We start from the raw sequence: 21,133 nt of genomic DNA, 5'->3' as shown, positions 1-21,133 counted from the left end.
CTAAAACCTAAACGCCGATCGAAGCGCCTGAATCCGTTTTATTTTTAGTTAGATCGACCTTTCTTCTAAATTTTGTTTTAGAATTCGGGCTCGGCGGAACGATCTTTAAGACACGAGGTCAAAGTTGGAGAGCGATCGGTTCATTTCATTCTTGACCAAGATTCGCTTTTCGATCAGTGTTATTCTAAAGGTATTCTATGAAACGTTCTTATATCGGATTTTTTATATCGGTTTTCTTTTCGGCGATTTTACTCGATTGCGAACACAAGGATCAAAACAAGATCGATCTCCAAGTCCTCGTTGCCGCGACCGGAAACATAATCACCATCAACGGAGAAGTGGACCCCGATAAAATTTCCTCCTGCGGAGTTGCCGTTCCCGGAACCACCGCCAGCAGTACGACGGGTACTACGGGAGGAAATACCGGAGCCACGACTCCCTCGGGATCTTCCGGTTCTTCCAATACTCGTTATACGGTTACAAGCCAGTTGATCATGAAAACCACCGCCGAAGCGATGGTCCTCAGATTCCAATTCGATTCCGCCCAGTATCAAGGATCGGTGGATCCGCAACAAGGATTCAGCTATTCGGGCGGGGCTTTTGGAAGGACGGTAACGGGTAACGTAGGTAAGGTGGAATGGGGATCTTCCGGAGTTCCTGTCTATCCGACGAGCAGCGGCGGCTCTCAACAACAGACCTTACAATACTTGGACATCGATATATCTCTCTCCGGAAAATTACTCGATAGTTCCACGACCACCGGAATTCTCAATCAGTGTTATACTTCGGACAACGTAAACTGCACTTCGGTCACGACGACACAACAGTGTTTTACTCAGGACAACAAATCCTGCGTTTCCACGGCGTCGGCCGCGGGCGCTGCGGTTACGATTACCGGAAACATCACTTGCAACGCGCCTAACGTGATTCCGAGCGGCGGCTCCACAACTCAGTGAGTCGGAATCGATATTACGATTTTTTAAAGGTATTTCGATTGTGAAATATGATTTTCACCGTCCGACGACGGGCGACAAACACCCGACCGCTGCATATATTCTTTAGACAGAAATTTACTATATCCTAATATTCATTTCCTATAGAACGTCCGGTTCTTCCTTTATCCGATATTTGAAATATTCCACTTTTGTCGTATATCAGCGTTGAATGTTTTTGATATAAACGACGAGTTGATCGAGAGCGATTCCCCAACCTTCGTGAAAACCCATATCCTCGTGTTTTTTGCGATCGGTTTCGTTTCCATGAATCGCTGTGGCTCTGTATTTGGTGCCGGTTCCGTGAGTTTCCAAAGTAATGATCGCGGTAAAAAATCCGAACGGATGAGTGGGATCGGGAGAAGGACGAAAGCCGGGCTGAAGAGCGTCCGTCCAGGAAAGTTTTTCGTTCGGAATCACTTCGAGATAACAACCGAGATTCGGAAAATCCTGTCCTTCCGGAGATTGCATGATGGTGCGAAAGATTCCACCCGGCCGAAGGTCGATCTCACAATCGATCGTCTTCCAGGGTTTCGGGCAAAACCAGGGTTTGAGATGTTCCGGAGTGGTCCAAACCTTCCAAACCAGTTCACGGGGAACGTCTATGATTCGTTCAAGAACCAAATCCAGTTTGGGATTCGGTTGCGGATAAGTTTGGGATGTCATTTTCTTTCTCCTTGAATTTTTCCAAAACAATCGTCGATAGACCATCGCTTGAGTTTTTACCACAATGGCTACGAAATTGAATTTTCACTTTGGAGCGAGTAAACTCTTATCATAAAACGATTCGTTCCGCAATCAAAAATTTCTTATCGATTGAAATGCGAATCTATTCTTCTAAAAGTTTCAGAATTTGTTCTTTCAAAAGATTCCGAATCGAAGATTCGGAAAAACTATTTAAGAATTTCATTAAATTGTTCACGATTGTTTGAAACTCCGTATCCATCCGTTCCCGGATTTGATAACGGGAAAGAAGACTCAAAATCACAACCCCGTCTCCCTGCGACCTTTCCGGTTTGGCAAAAAGAGAATGAATCAATTTTTTGTCGTTTTTATCGGCTCGATTTAGCAATAACAAAATCGGATAGGTATAAAGACCGTTGTAAAAATCTTTGAGAGGGACTTTCCCGCTTTTGTTTGCCGGAGTGAAATAATCGATCGCGTCGTCTTTTTTTTGAAAGAAAGAACCGAGATCGATCCCGAATTGTCCCAGCTTCTTTTTTTCCTTTTCGTTTTTATCCGAAAGAACTCCCGCGGAAAAACTGACCGCGCCGAATAAGGAGGCGGTTTTACCGTAAACAACTCTATTATAAATATCTAAAGTAATTTTCGGATTTTTTTCCCATTCCATTTGAATGAGTTCGGAAACGGAAAGATCCTTGATAACCCGGGTAAAAACATCCATCAGTTCCGGATAACCCAGGCCGTTTAGATGATCGATCCCACACGCAAGAAGATAATCTCCCGAAAGAATCGCGGTCTTGTTGCCGAACTTAGAGCCCACACTCTGAAGTCCTCTCCTGGTTTCCGCCTCGTCGACCACGTCGTCGTGAAGCAAACTGGCGGAATGAATCAATTCTGCGATCGCACCCACGTCCAACCAGTGTTTACCGGAATAACCTAAAAGCTGACAGAGACAATAGTGAAGGATCGGACGAATCCGTTTTCCACCGGATCGAATCGTATAGGTTTTGATTTCGGCGAGAATCTTGAGATCTTCCCGAATGATCGTTTCCAGTTTTTTATCGAATTTCCGAATCAGAGAATCTTTCAGTACGGACGCTTTCACTACCCCTTCCCGTGGGACAGTATTCAAAATAACCGTACAGGCTCAAGCAAGAACTCTCGAAAGGTTTAAGCTTTGAGTTTGTTTTCCAAAATCAGGAGTTGTCGAGCGAGGATATCTTCCATATCTCGGAATTGTTCCTTCCGATATATGTGAATCAAATTGCGATACATTCTTTTAATGATAGAAAGAGTGCTGGCTCTGGTAAAATATCTTTCGCTCGGAGTAAAATCGTTCGCTTCCAAAAATCGTATGCAGGTGGATTTATCCAGAAGAACGCCCCCGTGAAACGGATCGATGAATGTTTCGTAATCCGGAGAATCGAAATGAAGTAGAAAGTGAAGCGGCATATTCACACCGAACAAGGGAAGAGAAAGTCTTCTTGCGACGAGAAGATAAATCACGGAAAGAGAAATCGGAATTCCTTTTCTCGTATGAACGATCCGGGTCACGAAAGAATTCTCCGGATTATCGTATTGATCGTTGTTCCCTTGAAAATTCTCCTCCGAAGAAAGCACTCTCGTTAGGAAATGAACCTTCAATTCTTCCGAAACGTATTCGGGATTGAGATCGCATAACTCTTCCACTCTCAAAGCAAGTCGATCCAAATAGATTTTGAATTCGTGATAAGACGCGTCCGGATCTCCGACGCTGGAAAGTAAAAATACCGCTTCTTCCAAATCACCGTAGTCGTTGACATGACCTTTGCCTGCAAGGAGCGAATAACGCGTATTGATACGTTCCAGACGAACGATGGAAGAAATGGAACGCGCAAAAACCCTCAGAGTCGGATCCTTAAACTCTTCCACAAATTCGCCGATTTCAAATTGCCAAGGAACCATGTCGGCAATCTCGCGAATCACCCGAATTTTTTCTTCCGCGCCGGCAAACTCAAGTTGGTAAAACTTTTCCTCAAGTTTATCCGGTGGAAAATGAAAAGACTCGTAATAAGAATCGTACAAAGGCATAAACAATATAATTTTATGAAAAACGAAATGAGTCAATTCGGAATAAAACCCATTATCGGAAAAAATGAAATGAGTTATATAACTTACTATGTCTTACGAACGAAAAAAGAAAAACTAAACGTAGAAAGATAAGAATGTGGAAAAAAAATTTAAAAAAGAAAACACTCCCCCGCAAGGGCTGCGCGCTGCGGGGAAACGTTCGATTAAACGGAAAGCGCCGATAACTCTTCGAGAGCTTTTTTTTCTTCTTCCGGTTTTGGAGGAGTTCCGTGCCATCCGGGATTATTCTCCATAAAAGAAACTCCCTTACCCAACACCGTATTAAACAAAATGATCGTCGGAGAACCTTTGTGAAGTTTCGCTTTTTCGAATGCGGAGATGATCGCCTCGATATCGTGACCGTCCGCTTCCAAAACGTTCCAACCGAAGGAAAGAAATTTCTTATTGAGAGGTTCGAGATTCATAACGTCTTTCGTAAATCCGTCGATCTGAATTCCGTTCTTATCCATAAAAACGATCAAGTTGTCCAATTTATAATGGACGGCGGATTGAGCGGCTTCCCAAGTCATTCCTTCCCCGCATTCTCCGTCGGAGATACACGTATAAATCCTATGATTTTGTTTTTTGAATCTCGCGCCCAACGCAAGTCCTACGGAAACGGAAAGTCCCTGACCTAAGGAGCCGGAAGAACTTTCAATTCCGCTCATATAACGAGTGGAAGGATGGCCTTGCAGTTTACTTCCCAATTTGCGGAAAGTTAAAAGATCCTCCACCGGAAAATAACCGGAATGAGCCATAGCCGCGTAACGGATCGCACATACGTGACCGTTGGAAAGGATGAGACGATCCCTTTCTTCCCAATCCGGATTGGACGGCTGATGATTTAGAATTTTCTTATATAGAACCGCGTAAATATCCGCAAGACCTAAGGGGCCGCCCGGGTGGCCGGAGTTTGCGGCTGTTACCATCCGGATCACGCTCTTTCTGAGTTCGTTTGCAAAACTCTTGAGTTCTTTGATTTCGTTCATATTCTTCCTAAGCGAATGAGATGTCGATTTCCAATTTCGAACGAGGCGCCGTCAGTTCGCTGAACGAAACAGAACCAAACCGGAAAGGAAAATCACGGTGTATAGAGGAAGGAAAATATAGTGCAGCTTTCTGTGGAATTCTTTTTTTCGAGCCATTCCGGACCAGACCATCAGAAGCATCAAGATCAAAGTCAATACGGCAAACACGCGATGTGTATCGATGATCCAACGTTCCACTGCGGGAACGATTCCGACGTTTTCCAAACCGCCGCCTAAATACTTCACGTAAAGAAGAGAGAATGCGGTCGTTAAGTTAAAACCGGCGCCGAAAAGATTGAAAATACGATGGAGGAGATTTTTTTTAAAACGAAAATAATAACCGGTGTAAAAACAAAGGATTGAAAGTGTCATTCCGGTGTGAATCCAAGTTAGAATCATCTTTTCCATTTTCGGCAAACGAGCCGCATTCGAAACTTTTTTTCCTCAGGGAAAATAAATAATCCGGAAAAACAAGCGAGGAACTGATTCGGATTTTTTATTTGACCGAGGGAAACAACCTGCAATACTGGCTCCGATAGCGAATTGCTGCCTTAGCTCAATTGGTAGAGCATCTGATTTGTAATCAGACGGTTGTGGGTTCGATTCCTATAGGCAGCTATTTTTCTTCGGGTAGGTACTCAAGTGGCCAACGAGGGCAGACTGTAAATCTGCTGACTATGTCTTCGAAGGTTCGAATCCTTCCCTGCCCAAAAATTTTTCCTCACTTCCATCCAACAAAATCCTACAATCAAAAACGAATCTGGAAGGATTCGAAGCTTGCGAGTGAGAGCGTTTTGAGCTTCCGTAAGAAGCGAAAAAACGCGACGCGAATCCATGGATGGATGAGCGCACGAGAAAGACGCCGTGGAGCTAAGTCGAGCACGAGGCGAGACTGCGGAACGGCGAATCCTTCCCTGCCCAAAAAATTTTTTCTTCCTCTTTTCAATCAAATCTTAATAATTAAAAACGAATCTGGAAGGATTCGAATAGAGCAATGCGATCGCGACCCATAGGGAAGAATTTTTCGATTTCCTTTTGTGACGAATCGAGATCAACCTAACTTCAATTTAAAATCAATCCGAATCCGATATGTTCACCGAAATCTTTTTCAGATCGATCGAGTAAAACTTGTATTTCTTGTCGCTCGAAAATCCGTCTACAAAAAAACGATTAAGAGATTTACGATATATTAAATTAGATATTTGAAATGAACTCTCGATGCCGTCCGAATCCGCAAAGACGATTTGAGCGGGAATCGGATTGTAAGCGGAGTTTGAAAACACCAAACTCCATTCTTCCTGATCGGACACAAATAAGGGACTGGCTAAAATCGTATCCGCGGAAAATTCCGAATAAGGAACGCAATTCTGAGGCTGTATTAGATTTTTATTAAATAATTGGCCTTTCCCGTATTTACAAACATAGGAAGGCGAATTGGAAATCGTTAACTCCGTCCGCATTTTTCGATAATCCCAAAAAGGAGTCGGATTTTTTTCACCGGAAAATAATTTTTCATCCAAAAGTTTCCCGTAGTTGGAATCGGATTCGTTAGAACCGTCCGGATCCGTTTCTTCGGTTTTATGAGAAACGCCTTTTCCCAAAAAGTGTTCGAATACCGGATCGGGAGCATCTTTGTTTAAGATACTTACGGCTTTTATAAAACTCGGAGCGGAATTTTCAAAATTTTTAAAACAAACCCTGGATAAAAGTTCCTCCGATTCGTCTCCCGGAGAAAAACTTTTCGTAAGACGGGAACAGGCCTCCTGTTTCCTTCCGGAGATCAAAAGTGTTTTTGCGGTTTCGATTCCGCTTCGTTCTCGACTCGCGTAAGAACCGCTCATCCAAAAATATCTCGCGGATGAATCGTACCTTCCCAAGTTTCTCAAAAACTTTCCGTAGAGATATAGAAAATCCGATTTTCCTTCTTCGCTTAACGATTTCAACTTACCTCCGGAATAAATTCTTTTATAAGCGCTTCCTCTTCCCGAATGAAGCGTAAAACTGATACGCAACGCCAAAGAAGTTTCGGGAGTGAGAATTCCTTTCATCTCTCCGAAAGCGTGGATTTTTTCCCAGCCGTCGTAATCGCCCGTTTTGATTTTTACCGCATAACAAGCCTTATAGAGAGGAGCGTTTTCTTTTTTGGAAAGAATTTTGAACAACAAAGGCATTTCTTGAACTACTTCGGGTTCCGACGTTTGTGTCGAAGAGGTTTCCTCGACGGAAACATCTTCCTCTTTGGTTTGGGGAGGTTTTGTTTCTGGAAAGTATATGTCCGGTTTCGGAATCGGTTTGTTACAACCGGAAACGACGGAAATGAGGGCGGAAGGACTTACGTTTAAACCGCTTGCCAACTCGCTAACGATCGAAGGATACCGCCCTTTTTTATCCGTGATTTTTCCGGAACGACTCATGATCAAAATCGCCGGAATGTATTTGCGATATTTCTCATATAGAAAAAAAAGCCTCGAAGACGCGGTTTTACGGATATCCGATTTTTGCGAGGTTCGAAGGAGTTCCTCGTATAAAGGAATCGAAAACAACGGATCCTCTTTTTCCATCGTATACGCTTCCTCGTAGGAGACGGGATATATGTTTAAGACAACAGTTAAAAATATTATAATAAAATAAAAAACTTTAAAATACATTTCGAAGGACTTCCCGTTTTGCGTCCGTTCCGTGGTTTAGGGGGCAAACTTCGGACGGGACCGCGCCGCTCTTAAAAAGATCCTTTCGGGGATGTTTACAGGAAGGACCCGGAAGTTTACCGGATTCTTCGCAAACGGTCGCGACTACCGCATGTTCGCCGACGGGATACTTTCTTTTTTCGTCCGAGTCTTCGGCAGTCTCGAAAATTTTAGCGACCGATCCCCAAAGCGGAGCCGCTACGGTTCCGCCTAACGCGGACGATCCAAGTCCGTAACTCGGATCGTCGTATCCGAGCCAGATCGCCATCGACAATCCCGGTCTTACCCCGACGAACCAGTTGTCTCGGTTATCGTTGGTGGTTCCCGTTTTACCGGCCACTTCCCCTTTGTATCCTGTGTTTCTCACTCCCGCCGAATTCGCGCTTCCGTGAAGTAGATCGATCATAATTTCCGCAACCTGGGAAGATAAGACCTTTCTTTCTTCCGGAACTTTTAATCCGAACTCGTCCGTGGATTTTCTTTCGTAAACGACCTTACCGGATCGATCCGTGATCTTTTGAATCAGATACGGACGTTTGATCGTTCCGTCGTTTGCAAACGCGGAATAAGCGAGCGCCATTTCCAAAGGGGAAATTTCCAAGGAGCCGAGAGCCAGAGAAAGATCCCCTCTGAATCTGGAGGCGAGCACTTTGGAATCGGGAAAGAAATACTTTTGAAAGAAATCCTGAATCCTTGAAATTCCCAACTTCTCGGCGATCTGAACCGCCGCCGTATTCTTGGACTTCGCCAAAGCCTGTCTAACGCTGATGTCTCCGTCGTATTGGTTTCCGATATTCTCCGGCATCCAGTTTCCGGTTTGATTTCTGTAGATCAAGGGAGCGTCCAAAATCCGGGAAGAAGCGTTGATGAGTTCGGTTTCGATCGCTGCGGAATATAAAATCGGTTTGATGGAAGAGCCGGTCTGACGTTTCATTGCGGTCGTTCTGTCCAACTGATTGTCCGCCTTGAACTCGGACCCGCCGTGCATCAAAAGAATTTCTCCCGTTGCGGGATCAACGGCGACTAACGCGACTTGCAACCCCGACTCGTTCTCACCGCTGAAAGAATCCGTATCGATAAAAAGTTCAAGCGCCGGTGAAAGATCCTGAACGTATCTTCTAAAAACCGCCGTTTCGCCGGAATTTTTATTGTCCGTGAGTTTTGTCTTACGAACCAGTCCGTTTTTTTGAACGTTGTCCACGTAAGTTTTTACGATTTTAGGAAGTTCCGCTTGAACCGGTTCCGCGATCGTAGTGTAAATCGAAAAACCTCCGGTTTCATAGATGTTGGAATCCGGATATAAGGAGTTCAAAAATTTGCGAACGTGTTCCGTTACGTAGGGAGAATGGTCCCTTCGATTTCCGAATACGGTTTCGCCGGGAGATCTCATGTGAAAGGAAAGATAGATCTCGTCCAGTTTCGATTTCGGATTTTCTTTTAGGATCTCGTCTTCTCGGAAAGAATGTATGATCGCATTCACTCTTTGTCTGGAAAGATCCGGATTTTTTAAGGGCGAAAATCGATTCGGTGCGGAAGCCAAGGAAGCGAGAACGATCATCTCTTCCGTATTGAGTTCGGAGGGGGTTTTTCTGAAATAGAATTCGGCCGCACTCGCAAAACCGAAAGCGCCGTGACCCAAGTATACGTTATTTAAATAATATAATAATATTTGCTTTTTCTCATACGAATATTCCAGAGCAAAAGCGAGTTGCGCCTCTTTGATTTTCCGAACGAGACTTTTTTCGCGATCGTCCAATAATATTCTCGCGAGCTGTTGTGTGATCGTGGAAGCTCCCTGTTTAAAACGAAAACTCGTGATGTTCACGAAAATCGCGCGGAGCACGGACATGTAGTTGATTCCGCTATGAGAAAAAAATTTTCTGTCCTCCACCAAAAGAACGACCTTTTTTAAATTCTCCGGGTAAGCGTCCCATTCCAGGTTGCTCGTTTTTTTTGCGAAAATCTCGGAGACCTTCTTTCCGTCTCGATCGTAAATCACGGAAGGTTGGTGGTTGTAAAAAAGGGAAATCATCTCTTTGAGTTCCGATTCTCGAGTGATCACTCCCACCCAAAAAAGAATCAACCCGACAAGCAGTAGAGAAACGACCGCACCTGCGGCCAGTAAGACTACGTTCGGAAGTTGAAGGCGACGACCGGCGATTTGTTCCCTCAATCTCTCCGCGAGAGTTTTGATTCCAGGTTGCCCGTTTTCCTCAATCTCACGACGAACGGCAAAAAGCGGTTTTTTTTCGAACGAAATCTTTTCCCTTCGGAGGAGCGGCCTGTCTTCCGAAGACGAATCCGGCTCGGGATTTTTCCGTATGTTTCGGAATTTTTGTGTGAGTTCCCACACTTTCTCGCTCAGGCGGGTTCGAACCTGCGCGGTAAAATCCGAAATTCTTTCTAAAATTCCGGGCCCGGCCGCCGTGAGCGGCGGTTCGGGGTTCGGCCGAGGAGACACCTCTACGCGGGGAGTTCCCACATTTTTCGGCGGTTCCGGACTGCGATAAATTTCGTTAGAGGGAGAAACAATCGGACGAGACGAAATCGGAACAGAGGAAGGTTTGGGAACGTCCATTCTTACCAAAACCTTGTGACCACACTGGTAGCAAGTAAGCCTAAAAACGGAACCTGTGGGAACTCCCTCCGGCAGCCGAGAAGTGGTTCCGCAATCGGGACACAAAAATCGAGCGCTTTTAAGAGTCTGAATCCCGGTCTCCATCATTCTCTTAATTGTCGGAAGATCTTCGAGTTCCAGACAAGCACTTTAATTCTCTTTTTGCCTCCTTTCCGTAATCACGGTAAAGTCACAACCTTGGAGTATCTCGGTCGGAACTACGTCACCCTCTTTCAGGGGAAACATGGAAATCGAGAGGATTTTGAATCCAAGTTCGCGAAGTCTGTGAACGACGCCGAAACCTTCGTCGCTGTGAAAACGGCCGCTGATATGAATCACCTTTCGTCCTTTTGTCAAAAATGTATCGGCGATCGAGTCGGCCATCCCCGCGTCCCAAAGATACTGAGCGTCCACAAATTTTCTTTCGGTGTTCGCGTCGAAATCCATACCCGGATGTGCCTTAAGAATATTCTTAATTTTAGTTTCGTAATTTTCTTGGGAGAATTTACGGACCAGATATTTAGGCGGCAAAAAAACGGAACGGATTTTAAATAACGCTTCCAGTCCCGAAGAAGAAACCAGATTCGCATATTTTTTAGGAACGTTGGACGCAAGCACCGGAATCCCGCGTTCTTTTGCGAATTGCACAAAAGGATGATAATCCCGTAAATAATTGGGCCACAACTTTAGAGCGTTGAAAAAAGCCTTCTCCCCGATCCGACCGTTTAAATATTCATCCAAGGTTTTTTGTTGATCCCTTTCCAACATTTCCAGGGAAAGGATCACCGGAGTTTTCAAAGCGATTTTCTTGAACCAATCCAGGCGAATTTTGTGGCCGACGATATCGTCGTGTTCTTCTCCAAATATTAAAATATCATGATTTTCAAATGTTTTAAAAATCGATTCGGGGTCGATCCCGGCTTCGGTCGTACCCTTTAAGATGGAAGTCGGCCGAGGACTTTCCTCGTTTTCGAGTTTAGTTTCGGGAAAGATGGAAATACCGTTCCAGAAAAAGATCAGTAGAAACGCAAGGATTCGTATTTTAAATCGTATTTTAAAAGGAAAAATCGATAGGGAATACTTCACGCAATAGGTCTTCGAAAGAAGATACATCAAATTCAAAACCGCCTACTTCAAAAGAGATTCGATTTTCTGCGTCACCGAGGAACTGTCCGGTTCCACGGCGGAACGATATCTCGCTTCGATCTTTCCCTCTTTTGAAATCAGAATCTTTTCAAAGTTCCATTCCACTTCTCCGGGATTCGGAGAATTTTCGGTCAGATAAGAATACAAAGGATGTTTGTCTTTTCCTTTGACGGAAATTTTTGACATCATATCAAAGCTCGCACCTTTTTGAATTCTGCAAAAGGTTTCGATTTCCTGATCGGTTCCGGGCTCTTGGCTCCCGAAATTGTTGGCCGGAAAACCGACTACTACAAATCCCCGATCCTTATACTTCTTATAAACTTTTTCGAGATTTTCGTATTGATAAGTATAACCGCATTTAGAAGCTACGTTAACCACCATTATTACTTTTCCCTTATATTTGGAAAGAGATACGTCCTTACCTTTAATGTCCTTTACTTTAAAATCGTAAAAACCTTCCTTTGCAAAAACTCCGGTTAACGGAAAAAGAATTCCCAAAATAAAAAACAAAATGAAAATTTTTGACTGCATGGATCGACCTCTTCCATGAATTTAAATCCGAATTCGTATCGGATTCAATCGTTTTTCGAAAGTGTCGACACAAAGTCCAATCCATCTATTAGGAAAATATAACTGAATTCTATTCACTGAATCCTAGTAAATAACTTGAGTTCGGCGTAACCAATGCGAAAGCGATTGAAGCGAGATCAACAAATTGAAATGACGAAAGAAAACCGTTTTTCGATCGATCCGTCAATTTGTTGATCAGAGCAGAAAGTAAAAAACTCAATCTCGCTTCGCGAGATAGGTCCGGCCTACCCAGGCCGGATTCGCCCAAACTTTTTTAGGCCGAACTCACGTTAAATAGATTTCAGGGATCCGATTTCAGAATAATCTACAGAAGAGAAAAATCATGCTTTGTTAAAGTCTAATCGCTCTATTACCGTGAATAATGTCGTTTTCCTCAACTAACCCTCTAAGGATCGCGTTTATACTGCGATTTCGTTGAAGAAGGTAAGCAGATTCGGTTCTTCCCGTGCTTCGAGATAATCCAAAGACTGTTCGACCGCCGAATCCAAATAATAAACATAGTTTTTATAGTTCTTAAGAAACTCTTTCGTCTCTTCCACTTTTTCGGGAGAAATTTTCCCTTGAACGATCAGTTGAAAGAGGGCCAAAACCCCAAAGGCGGATTTGAGAGAATCCTGATGGGCCGCTATTTTTAAAATCTCGTCCAAATCCACTTCCGAAAAAGAAGGTAATAAATCCGTAATTAACTCCAGAGCTCCGATCGGAATCTGACGATCCAGAGATTTAACGTAATTGATGATAGCGCGATAGGCGCGACTGTCGCCGACTCTGGAAAAAATTTGAACCACTCCCGAAAGAAGTCTTTTATGATAACCCCAAGAAAGCCTACCCGAATCCGCGTCACGCATCACTTGGTATAAAAAACTCCAAACGAACTTGTCGTTTTGAATCGCTTTGTCCGCGAGTTCGGAAAGCCATTCGTCAAAAGAGGGATGATCCATTTCTTTCGAAAGAAACTCCATCAATTCGATAGGATTTTTTGTTTCAGGCATTCGATTCTTTTGGCCCATGGGCAACGATTATCCTCTAGGCTGAATCATTTTCCATTCTTTTTCTTGGAAAGGAAACGAAAATCGAATCGAAGAACGTCATAACGTCTCTTTTTCAAACAAAAGTAATTTCATGAAACATGAAAAGGAAGGAATGTTTCTTTTTGTGTTTCGCGGGTTGTTATAAATCACAAATTCTACGAAAAAATGTTTGGTTTTATGGAGATCCGTAAAATCTCTTTGACACAAAACGACTGAGAATTGAAAGATAAGGAGAGTCCTATGAATTCTCTCTCCACTCAAATTTTTCAGGATATTTATCACGCTTCTCAATCGGGAAAAATGACAACCATGGAAAATTTAGAAATCAGCACGGCTCAATCGGCGCATCGACTCAGACCGCATCTGGAGGATTTAAAAGAATCCAGGTTCGTGGTCGAACATCCGGAAGGTTTTGAAATCGCCCCATCCGGAACTCATTACTACAAAAGCCATTGGGGTTAAAAGCGGGCGAGAATATCGTCGATAAGAATTAGTCCTAAAACTTTCCCACAACAAATTTATAAAATTAGTCTTTTTGAATGTTTCCGTTCCGATTTCGATTCAAAAGAAAAACCGCAAACACGGCAAAGGTTCCGCCGATCGTCGTCGCAAAACTCGGAACTTCATCCAAAAAAATCCAACTTCCCAAAAGAGCCGTAACGGGAACCAAAAAAATAAACGAACTCGCAACTCTCGAACCCAATTTACTGGAGGCAAAAAAATAAACCGTGGTTCCGAAAGTAGTGGAAACCACGGAAAGATATAAAATGTGAAACCAAAACTGCGGTCCGGAACTCAGTGCGTTTTCCACTCCGAACGGAAACGCGAGAAAAAAATCGAGAATCGTTCCGATCGTAAAAACATAAAAACTGTACACAAGCGGAGAAATCGTCTGACCCGTACTATGACTATTTATACTTAAAAAGGCCCAGCTAAACGCACAAAGAAGAAAGAAAATATTTCCGGATAGGAATAAGGAATTCAGATCGAGTTCCCAAAGCCCGAGAAGAATACAACCTCCGACCAACCCGAATAAAAGTCCGATTCCTTCCCGAGCGGACGGCCACTTCTTTTGGAAAGAGTGTACAAACACGTACGTAAAAATCGGATTCATCGTCGTCACAAGAACTCCACCCGCTCCCGCAAGCCCGTTCTTTAAACCCAAAAGAAAGAACTGATTGTAAATCGTGTAAAGAACCCCGCCGATCGCGACCTGAAACCAAGTTTTATAGTTCGGTAGACGAAGAGATTCCTTTCTCCAGAGAACGATCGGAAAAAGCGAAATCGCAGTCGCCAAAAATCTCCAGAAGATGATCACGTTCGGATGTTGAGTTCCTACGATTAGTTTTGCAGAAGGCCAGGCAAAACCCCAGGAAATCATGGCGACCACAAGAAAGACGTAAAATTTCGCGCTTGCGTTCGATGGCATAAAAACAATGAACCTCTTTTGCCAATCTCGACAATGGAAAGGTAGATTCAATCCTTCTTTCCAATCGATGGCGTAAGGTCATAAAACTTGCCAAGTGATCGTAAGATACCCCGCACACGCGCGTTGTGATTTCATGAGTAGTTTTGAATATAACTCCGGACTTTAAGTTCTAAAACCAAGGCGCTAACTAACCCTGGGATCGATTTCTATGTTCTCTCACGAGCTCCGGAAGTTTAGACAAGGAAGAATGAATTCGGTGCATTTCCAACGCGGGTTTTGCGGGAATGCCGAAGTAAGCGACTTTTTCCGTGCTGTTTTCGGTAAGACCCGACATTCCCAAAAGGATCGATCCCTTCTTCATCGTGATTCCTTCCGCGACCGCCGCTTGGCCGCCCATGATAACACCGTCTTCTAAAGTAACGGAACCGGCCAGGACCGTTCCACCGGCGATGAAAACGTAGTTACCGACCCTACAATTGTGAGCGATGTGAACGTGATCGTCGAATTTCGTATGATTTCCGACGGTTGTGGTTTCGATCGTCGCGCGATCCACCGTACAACAAGCTCCCATTTCCACATAATCTCCGATAACGACGTTTCCGATCTGAGGAATTTTGTGACGAACCCCGCCCTTATCATAAAAACCGAAACCGTCCGCGCCGATGACCGTATTTGCATGGATGAGATTCCGTTTTCCTAAAATACAATCGTAACCGATCACAACTCCCGATTTTAATACGGTATCTTCCCCGATTTTCGCTCCGCTTTCCACGACGACATTCGGATAAATTTGACAATTGTCTCCGATCTCCACGTTCTCCTGGATCACCACAAAGTCCATAATCGTAACATTCTTTCCTAATTTAGCATTTTCATGAATACTCGCCCTATCGGAAATAGAAGAAGTAATGGATTTCGGTTTCTTTTCAAAAAGAGAAAGTAATTCTATAAATTTGATTCTTGCCTGAGGTTCCGGAACGATCAATGCCGAGGAAAACTCACCGGCCAAAGACGGAATGGTAAGCGCCAATCGAACCTGTTTTACTTTCGGATTGGAGGTAAGATATTTTTTCGCTTCGAAATAGTAAATTCGATCCGGTAGAACATTGGAATGATTTTCAATGTCTCCGATTCCGTTGACATCCATTTCTCCGTTACCCTTAAGCGCTACACCGAGTATTTTCGCTAAATCTTTGGCTTTCATAAGATCACATTTTTATCATACAAAAAAAGGACTCAACTCATTTTTTTGAATTTATTGATTTGTAATAAATGAACTTCTAATTATAAAACAATTAAAAATGCGCAAATGATCAAAAAAATATTTATAATCTGGAGCCTTATGATCTTTCTAAAACGGACGGTGTTTGTTATTCTGAAAAAGAAATTGCAGGAGAGACTGACAACGATTTGTTGAAAGGCACGATCCATTTCGTAAAATGCGGGAACTCCCACGTTTCAAGTGGTTTGGACAGTTCGGATTTATCTTCAAACTATTCCACTGGTTTGTAAAATCGAACGGGATCGATTGAGGCGCTTGTCCTACCGACCTAACATTTTTGATAAAGTAAAATGATGTTTCGAGACAATTTCCCGCATCCAAAGAACCGATTCAAAAAACGGCATTTATTTTTTTAAAACAATTTTGATTTTCGAATCGGCTCTAAAATTCTTACGAAAGTGACATTTCAAAATCCACGATCTTTGTTAAGTATTTCATCGTTAGATCGATATCATCCCAACCGTTTCGAATCCGATTTACAAAAGATTCGGACAGCATAAAACGATATTCCTGATTACCGACAAAAAGAACGAACGCGTCCAAATCCACAGTCGCTTCCGCACCTTCGTTGGCGATCACGAACTCCAAGATTTCTTTCACTTCTTCAAAAGAAAGTTTTACCAAAACAATTCCGTTCTTAGCACAATTCCCGAAAAAAATATCCGCAAAGGAAGGAGCGATCACGACCTTAAAACCGTAATCCGCCAACGCCCAAGGAGCATGTTCTCTACTCGAACCACATCCAAAATTTTCGCCCGCAATCAAAACGGACCCGAACTTGTAACGAAGTTGATTTAAAACGAAATTCGGATTCTGTATTCTACCCTCGTCATCCGAGTATCTCCAGTTATGAAATAGATGAACTCCAAAACCGGTACGTTCCGTCTTCTTCATAAATTGTTTCGGAAGAATTTGATCCGTATCGATATCTTTTCTATACAGAGGAACCGCGATCCCTTTGTGTTTTGTCCACGCTTGATTCATACTCTTTCCTCCTGTAATTCTTGAAAGGTTCCGAATCTCCCCAAGACCGCAGCAATTGCCGCCGTTTCCGGACTCACCAAATGTGTCCTCCCGCCTCTTCCTTGTCTTCCCTCGAAGTTACGATTGGAAGTGGAAGCGCATCTTTCTCCGGGAAGCAAATAGTCGTCGTTCATTCCGAGACACATGGAACATCCGGGCAGTCTCCATTCAAAGCCGGCCTGGATAAGAACTTTATCCAAACCCTCCTGTTCGGCTTGGCGTTTTACTCTTCCGGAACCGGGAACGACAATCGCTGTCACGTTAGGCGACACCTTTCTTCCTTCCGCGATACGGGCGACTTTTCGAATATCTTCGATACGGGCGTTCGTACACGAACCGATGAATACTTTATCGATTTTTACGGAGTTCATGTTTTCACCCGGGTTTAATCCCATGTATTCCAAGGATCTTCTTGCCGCTGCCCTTGTTTCGAGATCTAAAAAAGAATCCGGATCGGGAACCTGAGAAACAACGGGAACCACTTGACCCGGATTGGTTCCCCAGGTAACCATCGGTGAAACTTCCGCAGCGTCCAAAACGATTACCTTATCGAATAAAGCGTCTTCATCGGACTTTAAGGTTTTCCAATATTCCACTTTTTTGATAAATTCCTCCGCCTTTGGGCTGTAATCTCTTCCAGCAAGATAGTCAAAGGTAGTTCGATCGGGAGCGATCAAACCGGCTCTCGCTCCCGCCTCGACACATAGATTGCAAAGAGTCATTCTTTCTTCCATCGAGAATCTTTCGATCACCTCTCCCGAATATTCAATAACGGCTCCCTGCCCTCCGTCGGTTCCGATTTTTCCGATCAGATATAAGGCGAGGTCCTTGGCCGTTACATCCGAAGAAAGTTTTCCCGTAATTTTTACCAAAAGATTTTTCGATTTTTTAAGACGAATCGTCTGCGTTGCCAAGACGTGTTCTATCTCACTCGTCCCGATCCCCAAAGCAAAAGCGCCGAATGCTCCGTGTGTGGAGGTATGTGAATCGCCGCAAACGATTACGGTTCCGGGTAACGTGAGTCCCAACTCCGGACCGACTACATGAACGACTCCCTGATCCGGATGGTTGATATCCAAAAGATCAATTCCGAACTCCGCACAATTCAGAGAAAGTTGTTCCATTTGTTTTTTGGAAACTTCTCCCGTTCCGCCCCAATCCCTGTTTCTCGTGGAAACGTTATGATCCATGATCGCAAGAGTTTTATCTTTTCTGCGAACGGATCTTCCCCTCTCTTTCAAAGCGGTAAAAGCCTGAGGAGAAGTCACTTCGTGAAGAAGATGTCTATCCACGTATAAAATATCCTCTTCTCCGTCCGCCGCGACTACTCTGGATTCCCAAATTTTATCGTATAACGTTTTACCGGCCATATCCCCTCCCTATAAAAAGAAGGTAGCAGAAAAAACCATATAATGCAAATAAATAGGATTGATTGACACTATAACTAAAAGTTATAGATTAAGGACACGATGGAATTCAGACAGATCCGATACTTCCTCGAAATCAGGGACGCGGGAACGTTTCAGAAGGCTGCGGGAAAATTGGGACTCACACAACCCGCTCTTTCGCGTCAGATTTTTCTTTTGGAAAAAGAATTGGGAGCCACTCTTTTTGAAAGAGGTCCTAGACAAATACGGCTCACATACGAAGGGGAAATATTCTCAAGTTACGCGATCAGAATGCGGGAACTCTGGGAAGAATTAAAATCCGGAATGAAAGAACCGGGCAATGAACTTTCGGGAGAATTTTCCATCTCGGCGGGAGGAACCGTATCCGCTTGGATTCTTCCGGAAATTTTAAAGAAAATTCGAAAGGATCACTCGGATCTCGTCCTCTCCGTAAGAGAAGGAGATTCCTTGGAGACAAAGGAAGCGATTTTGTTAAACGAAGTCGACTTGGGAATTCTAACCGGACCGGTCAACGAACCGGGGCTCATTTCCAGAGAATTTCTTTCGGACAAAATCGTTCCGGTTGCGTCAAAGGCGCATAAAATTTTTCAGAAAAAAAAGCCGACCCTCAAAGTTATCCAAGAAGAACCGTTCGTATTCTTTCATTCTGCTTCTGCGATTCGAAAGGCCGTTGAAAAGAAAATCCGCTCGCTCAGAAAAACGTTTCGTCCGAAAATCGCAATGGAACTGAGAAGTGTGGAGTCCGTGATCAAAAGCATCGAAGCCGATCTGGGAATCGGATTTTTATCGGAATACAGCCTAACTTCCAAACTCAAAGTGATTCCGATTCCGGAATTGTTCGTAGAAAGAAAATTCTACCTTTGTCACAAGAAAACGATTCGTCCGAGTTTATCAAAACTCGCGGAAACCTTGGTTCGTGAGACCAAAAGCCGATTTGATTCTTATCATTCTTAAACAAACATAACCCTCAGAATGTGATACCGCAGAACCGAAAGTTGAATTCTAAGATTCATTCAATAAATGGAATATTTTCGAAATGTTTCGTATAAACCCGTTCGTTTCACTGTATTACAATTCTAAATTCAAGATAATATTATTTACAACCATTCTCAATTTCGGTGATTCTCGTTTTCCAAAACGTTCCATCCGCTCCCGGAAAAGGCCAAAATCGATTCATATTGGATATAAGTTTTATAGTCTTTGCCGCGACAATCGGATCGGCTTGGCAAAAGTTGATTACGGTGTCGGATTGAAACTGTTGTAAACCGCCAAGAATGGCCGCCGCAAAAATAGCGCGATCTTCCAACTTATTCGTCGTTCCATAATAGCTTAAAAAACCCGAAAGCGGATGGATGATATGAGTCCAAACATTCGCGGCGGCGCCTGAATTGGAAACACTTCCGTATTGAAATCCGACCGGATTCAAACCGTTCCAATCGTCCGTCGTTAGGTAATAGGAAGGACCGAATTGCGAATAATCCACATTATGCATCAACTCATGATGGATCGTTGAAGAATAATCCTCTTCGCAGCCGTTGCAGGAAGCGATCCCTACCCCGACTGAAAGATAAATTCCGTTTTCAGAACCGAGAGAAAGACCTCTGGCGCCGCCGCCATTAACGCCGTTTATATACTTGACTAAATAAATTTTTTCCGCCTTCGCCTTGATCCAATATCCTCTCGGATATTTTGCAATTTGTGCGCGTAGAAGCGTAACATAAACGTCGAGGTCCTCTTCCGAATAACTCAAATCGAACGTATACCAAGGAGAAGCGGGAGGCATCGTATGTGTAATGATCTGCACGTCCCGATCGTAATTTTCGACACGGTCCGGATCAGCGGGTTGTGCGGATTGCAACAAAAGCAAGGACAGAACGGAGTTGTCCACTTTGTCGTCTTTACGCGAACACGTAGCGACAACCGAAAAGATCATGACGGAGAGAAAAAAGTTTTTCATCATATATCTTATTATACAGATCCATACTCTTCAATTTGATTCGAATGATAATATGATTGATTAAAACCTTTCTTTTTGAGCAATGGCTCGTTTCCGATATTAAACTTCCGGTTTCATTCCGTGAGAAAAATCGTCGGTAAGAATTTCAAAAGCCGTTTTGCGGTTCGAAGTCAGTTTCAAAAATGTGAGGTCCTGTTTTCTCTTCACGAAGAGTTCCGTACTTGCGATCTTACTGTTCAGACAATGTTTCCAACCGCCGGGCGGATTCCAGTATTGAAGGCAGGCGAAGTCCCGAGGTTCCGCATAAATTCTTCCTTTCAGTTGAATCTCGCCGGAACTCGCCGAAAAATTCCAATCGAAGTAACGATACTTCGCTCTCGCAAAACTCGAAAGAGGATGATTGAGTTTATAATCCTTTCCTCGAAACCGAAATACGATCGGAGTGATCGCAGGCGTCCAAATCGGTCCGATCTTTAACTTTGCAGTGGCAAGTTCCAAAAAAGAATCCGCTTCTTCTTCGAAGCCGACGACTTGCCCCCAAGCATATTGATCGGTATGTTTGGACCCCCAGTTATGATTGTGGCTTCCGATCCAATCTCGAACTTGAATTTTTTTCGAATCGAGTTTGAGACTTCCGGAAATTTTCACTCCCGGATTTCCGACCAACACTTTCGCTTTTGGGAAATTTCCTTCATACAAATTCTCGGGAAAAAGAAAAAGCGGAGGACTACCGCCGGAAATTTTCAGATCCCAGGAAAAATTTTCGGGACCTTTTTTATTTCCGGCCTTTCCTTTGAGATGTGAATCGGTGAGTTCCGAATTTCCGATTTTTATCGATAAGGGCGTGGATTGAAATTTACATTTTTCGATCGGAAACTCGGACTTGGAAACGAAACGGGTATTTTTTTCTCCGTCGAAATAGATCGCCCAGAGTTCTCCGATCGCCCTTTCGGGATGATTTTTCGGCGAAAAGATCGTATAACGAATCCATACCGCCTGACACGCGTTAGGGTTATTGGCTCGTACAAACCAACTTTCATAGTGCCCTGTCTTATCGTTCGTTTTAAATTTTGGGTGATTGAAATTGGATAGGATCGCGCTCATAATTTTCCTTAAATCGAACTCTTCGTAAAGGATCGTCGCTCTTT

At 43.6% G+C, this 21,133-nt stretch carries 19 protein-coding genes and 2 tRNA genes; 5 read left to right on the top strand and 16 right to left on the bottom strand.

Annotation, left to right across the window (positions count from 1 at the left end; all coding sequences use genetic code 11):
* Positions 1-197 precede the first annotated feature (197 nt).
* Complete coding sequence (locus LEP1GSC060_RS03040) at positions 198-956, top strand: LIC10920 family plasminogen-binding lipoprotein (protein WP_002995713.1); 759 nt, start codon at positions 198-200, stop codon at positions 954-956.
* A 198-nt stretch (positions 957-1,154) separates the two neighbouring features.
* Here the strand turns inward: LEP1GSC060_RS03040 and LEP1GSC060_RS03035 are convergent, their stop codons facing one another.
* The 5 genes from LEP1GSC060_RS03035 to LEP1GSC060_RS03015 form a co-directional block, all read right to left on the bottom strand.
* On the bottom strand, positions 1,155-1,658 hold the full coding sequence (locus LEP1GSC060_RS03035) for an SRPBCC family protein (RefSeq protein ID WP_002995738.1): 504 nt from the start codon (positions 1,656-1,658) through the stop codon (positions 1,155-1,157).
* 163 nt (positions 1,659-1,821) lie between these two features.
* Positions 1,822-2,781: a polyprenyl synthetase family protein gene (locus LEP1GSC060_RS03030; protein WP_002995657.1), complete on the bottom strand. Its 960-nt coding sequence runs from the start codon at positions 2,779-2,781 to the stop codon at positions 1,822-1,824.
* 65 nt (positions 2,782-2,846) lie between these two features.
* A complete protein-coding gene (locus LEP1GSC060_RS03025; protein WP_036095251.1) occupies positions 2,847-3,782 on the bottom strand; it encodes a transglutaminase-like domain-containing protein in 936 nt (311 codons plus the stop codon).
* Between the two features lie 167 nt (positions 3,783-3,949).
* Positions 3,950-4,774 carry a transketolase gene (locus LEP1GSC060_RS03020; protein ID WP_002995811.1) on the bottom strand — a complete coding sequence of 275 codons (825 nt, stop codon included), beginning with the start codon at positions 4,772-4,774 and terminating at the stop codon, positions 3,950-3,952.
* A 51-nt stretch (positions 4,775-4,825) separates the two neighbouring features.
* Positions 4,826-5,212 carry a hypothetical protein gene (locus LEP1GSC060_RS03015; protein WP_036095257.1) on the bottom strand — a complete coding sequence of 129 codons (387 nt, stop codon included), beginning with the start codon at positions 5,210-5,212 and terminating at the stop codon, positions 4,826-4,828.
* A gap of 146 nt (positions 5,213-5,358) precedes the next feature.
* On the opposite strand from LEP1GSC060_RS03015, the gene LEP1GSC060_RS03010 reads away from it, so the two are divergent.
* Positions 5,359-5,431: transfer RNA gene (locus LEP1GSC060_RS03010), tRNA-Thr, on the top strand.
* A 10-nt stretch (positions 5,432-5,441) separates the two neighbouring features.
* Positions 5,442-5,523: transfer RNA gene (locus tag LEP1GSC060_RS03005), tRNA-Tyr, on the top strand.
* 363 nt (positions 5,524-5,886) lie between these two features.
* Here the strand turns inward: LEP1GSC060_RS03005 and LEP1GSC060_RS02995 are convergent.
* From LEP1GSC060_RS02995 to LEP1GSC060_RS02970, 5 genes are all read right to left on the bottom strand, one after another.
* On the bottom strand, positions 5,887-7,461 hold the full coding sequence (locus LEP1GSC060_RS02995) for a hypothetical protein (protein WP_002995748.1): 1,575 nt from the start codon (positions 7,459-7,461) through the stop codon (positions 5,887-5,889).
* A complete protein-coding gene (locus tag LEP1GSC060_RS02990) occupies positions 7,451-10,225 on the bottom strand; it encodes a transglycosylase domain-containing protein (RefSeq protein WP_036095248.1) in 2,775 nt (924 codons plus the stop codon). Before LEP1GSC060_RS02990 ends, LEP1GSC060_RS02995 begins: the two co-directional genes overlap by 11 nt.
* Positions 10,226-10,267: 42 nt before the next feature.
* Complete coding sequence (locus tag LEP1GSC060_RS02985) at positions 10,268-11,230, bottom strand: ChaN family lipoprotein (RefSeq protein ID WP_051061390.1); 963 nt, start codon at positions 11,228-11,230, stop codon at positions 10,268-10,270.
* 15 nt (positions 11,231-11,245) lie between these two features.
* Positions 11,246-11,794, bottom strand: coding sequence for a glutathione peroxidase (locus LEP1GSC060_RS02980; protein WP_002995709.1), 549 nt, complete (start codon positions 11,792-11,794; stop codon positions 11,246-11,248).
* A 458-nt stretch (positions 11,795-12,252) separates the two neighbouring features.
* Positions 12,253-12,864, bottom strand: coding sequence for a hypothetical protein (locus LEP1GSC060_RS02970; RefSeq protein ID WP_002995722.1), 612 nt, complete (start codon positions 12,862-12,864; stop codon positions 12,253-12,255).
* A gap of 261 nt (positions 12,865-13,125) precedes the next feature.
* Here LEP1GSC060_RS02970 and LEP1GSC060_RS02965 point away from each other — a divergent pair, with 261 nt between their 5' ends.
* On the top strand, positions 13,126-13,347 hold the full coding sequence (locus tag LEP1GSC060_RS02965) for a hypothetical protein (RefSeq protein ID WP_002995649.1): 222 nt from the start codon (positions 13,126-13,128) through the stop codon (positions 13,345-13,347).
* Positions 13,348-13,411: 64 nt separating this feature from the next.
* Here LEP1GSC060_RS02965 and LEP1GSC060_RS02960 read toward each other — a convergent pair whose 3' ends face one another.
* From LEP1GSC060_RS02960 to leuC, 4 genes are all read right to left on the bottom strand, one after another.
* Positions 13,412-14,314, bottom strand: coding sequence for a DMT family transporter (locus LEP1GSC060_RS02960; protein ID WP_002995801.1), 903 nt, complete (start codon positions 14,312-14,314; stop codon positions 13,412-13,414).
* 187 nt (positions 14,315-14,501) lie between these two features.
* Positions 14,502-15,518 (bottom strand): UDP-3-O-(3-hydroxymyristoyl)glucosamine N-acyltransferase, encoded by a 1,017-nt coding sequence (lpxD, locus tag LEP1GSC060_RS02955; protein ID WP_002995655.1) that lies wholly within the window; start codon positions 15,516-15,518, stop codon positions 14,502-14,504.
* Between the two features lie 468 nt (positions 15,519-15,986).
* Positions 15,987-16,580, bottom strand: a complete 594-nt coding sequence (gene leuD, locus LEP1GSC060_RS02950) for a 3-isopropylmalate dehydratase small subunit (protein WP_002995696.1) — start codon at positions 16,578-16,580, stop codon at positions 15,987-15,989.
* The gene (leuC, locus tag LEP1GSC060_RS02945) at positions 16,577-17,989 is read right to left on the bottom strand and encodes a 3-isopropylmalate dehydratase large subunit (protein WP_002995773.1); all 1,413 of its coding nucleotides are present in this window, start codon (positions 17,987-17,989) and stop codon (positions 16,577-16,579) included. Before leuC ends, leuD begins: the two co-directional genes overlap by 4 nt.
* 99 nt (positions 17,990-18,088) lie before the next feature.
* Between leuC and LEP1GSC060_RS02940 the strand changes: the two genes are divergently transcribed.
* Positions 18,089-18,982 (top strand): LysR family transcriptional regulator, encoded by an 894-nt coding sequence (locus LEP1GSC060_RS02940; protein ID WP_002995816.1) that lies wholly within the window; start codon positions 18,089-18,091, stop codon positions 18,980-18,982.
* Between the two features lie 139 nt (positions 18,983-19,121).
* Here the strand turns inward: LEP1GSC060_RS02940 and LEP1GSC060_RS02935 are convergent, their stop codons facing one another.
* Complete coding sequence (locus LEP1GSC060_RS02935; RefSeq protein WP_002995747.1) at positions 19,122-19,985, bottom strand: LIC13305 family lipoprotein; 864 nt, start codon at positions 19,983-19,985, stop codon at positions 19,122-19,124.
* A gap of 99 nt (positions 19,986-20,084) precedes the next feature.
* Complete coding sequence (locus LEP1GSC060_RS02930; protein ID WP_002995778.1) at positions 20,085-21,089, bottom strand: hypothetical protein; 1,005 nt, start codon at positions 21,087-21,089, stop codon at positions 20,085-20,087.
* Positions 21,090-21,133: the final 44 nt, after the last annotated feature.

Origin of the sequence: Leptospira weilii serovar Ranarum str. ICFT (assembly GCF_000332415.1) — a bacterium.
Classification (GTDB): Bacteria; Spirochaetota; Leptospiria; order Leptospirales; family Leptospiraceae; genus Leptospira; species Leptospira weilii_A.
The sequence above is the reverse complement of the archived record's forward strand: the minus strand, read 5'-3'. Positions and strand labels throughout refer to the sequence as shown.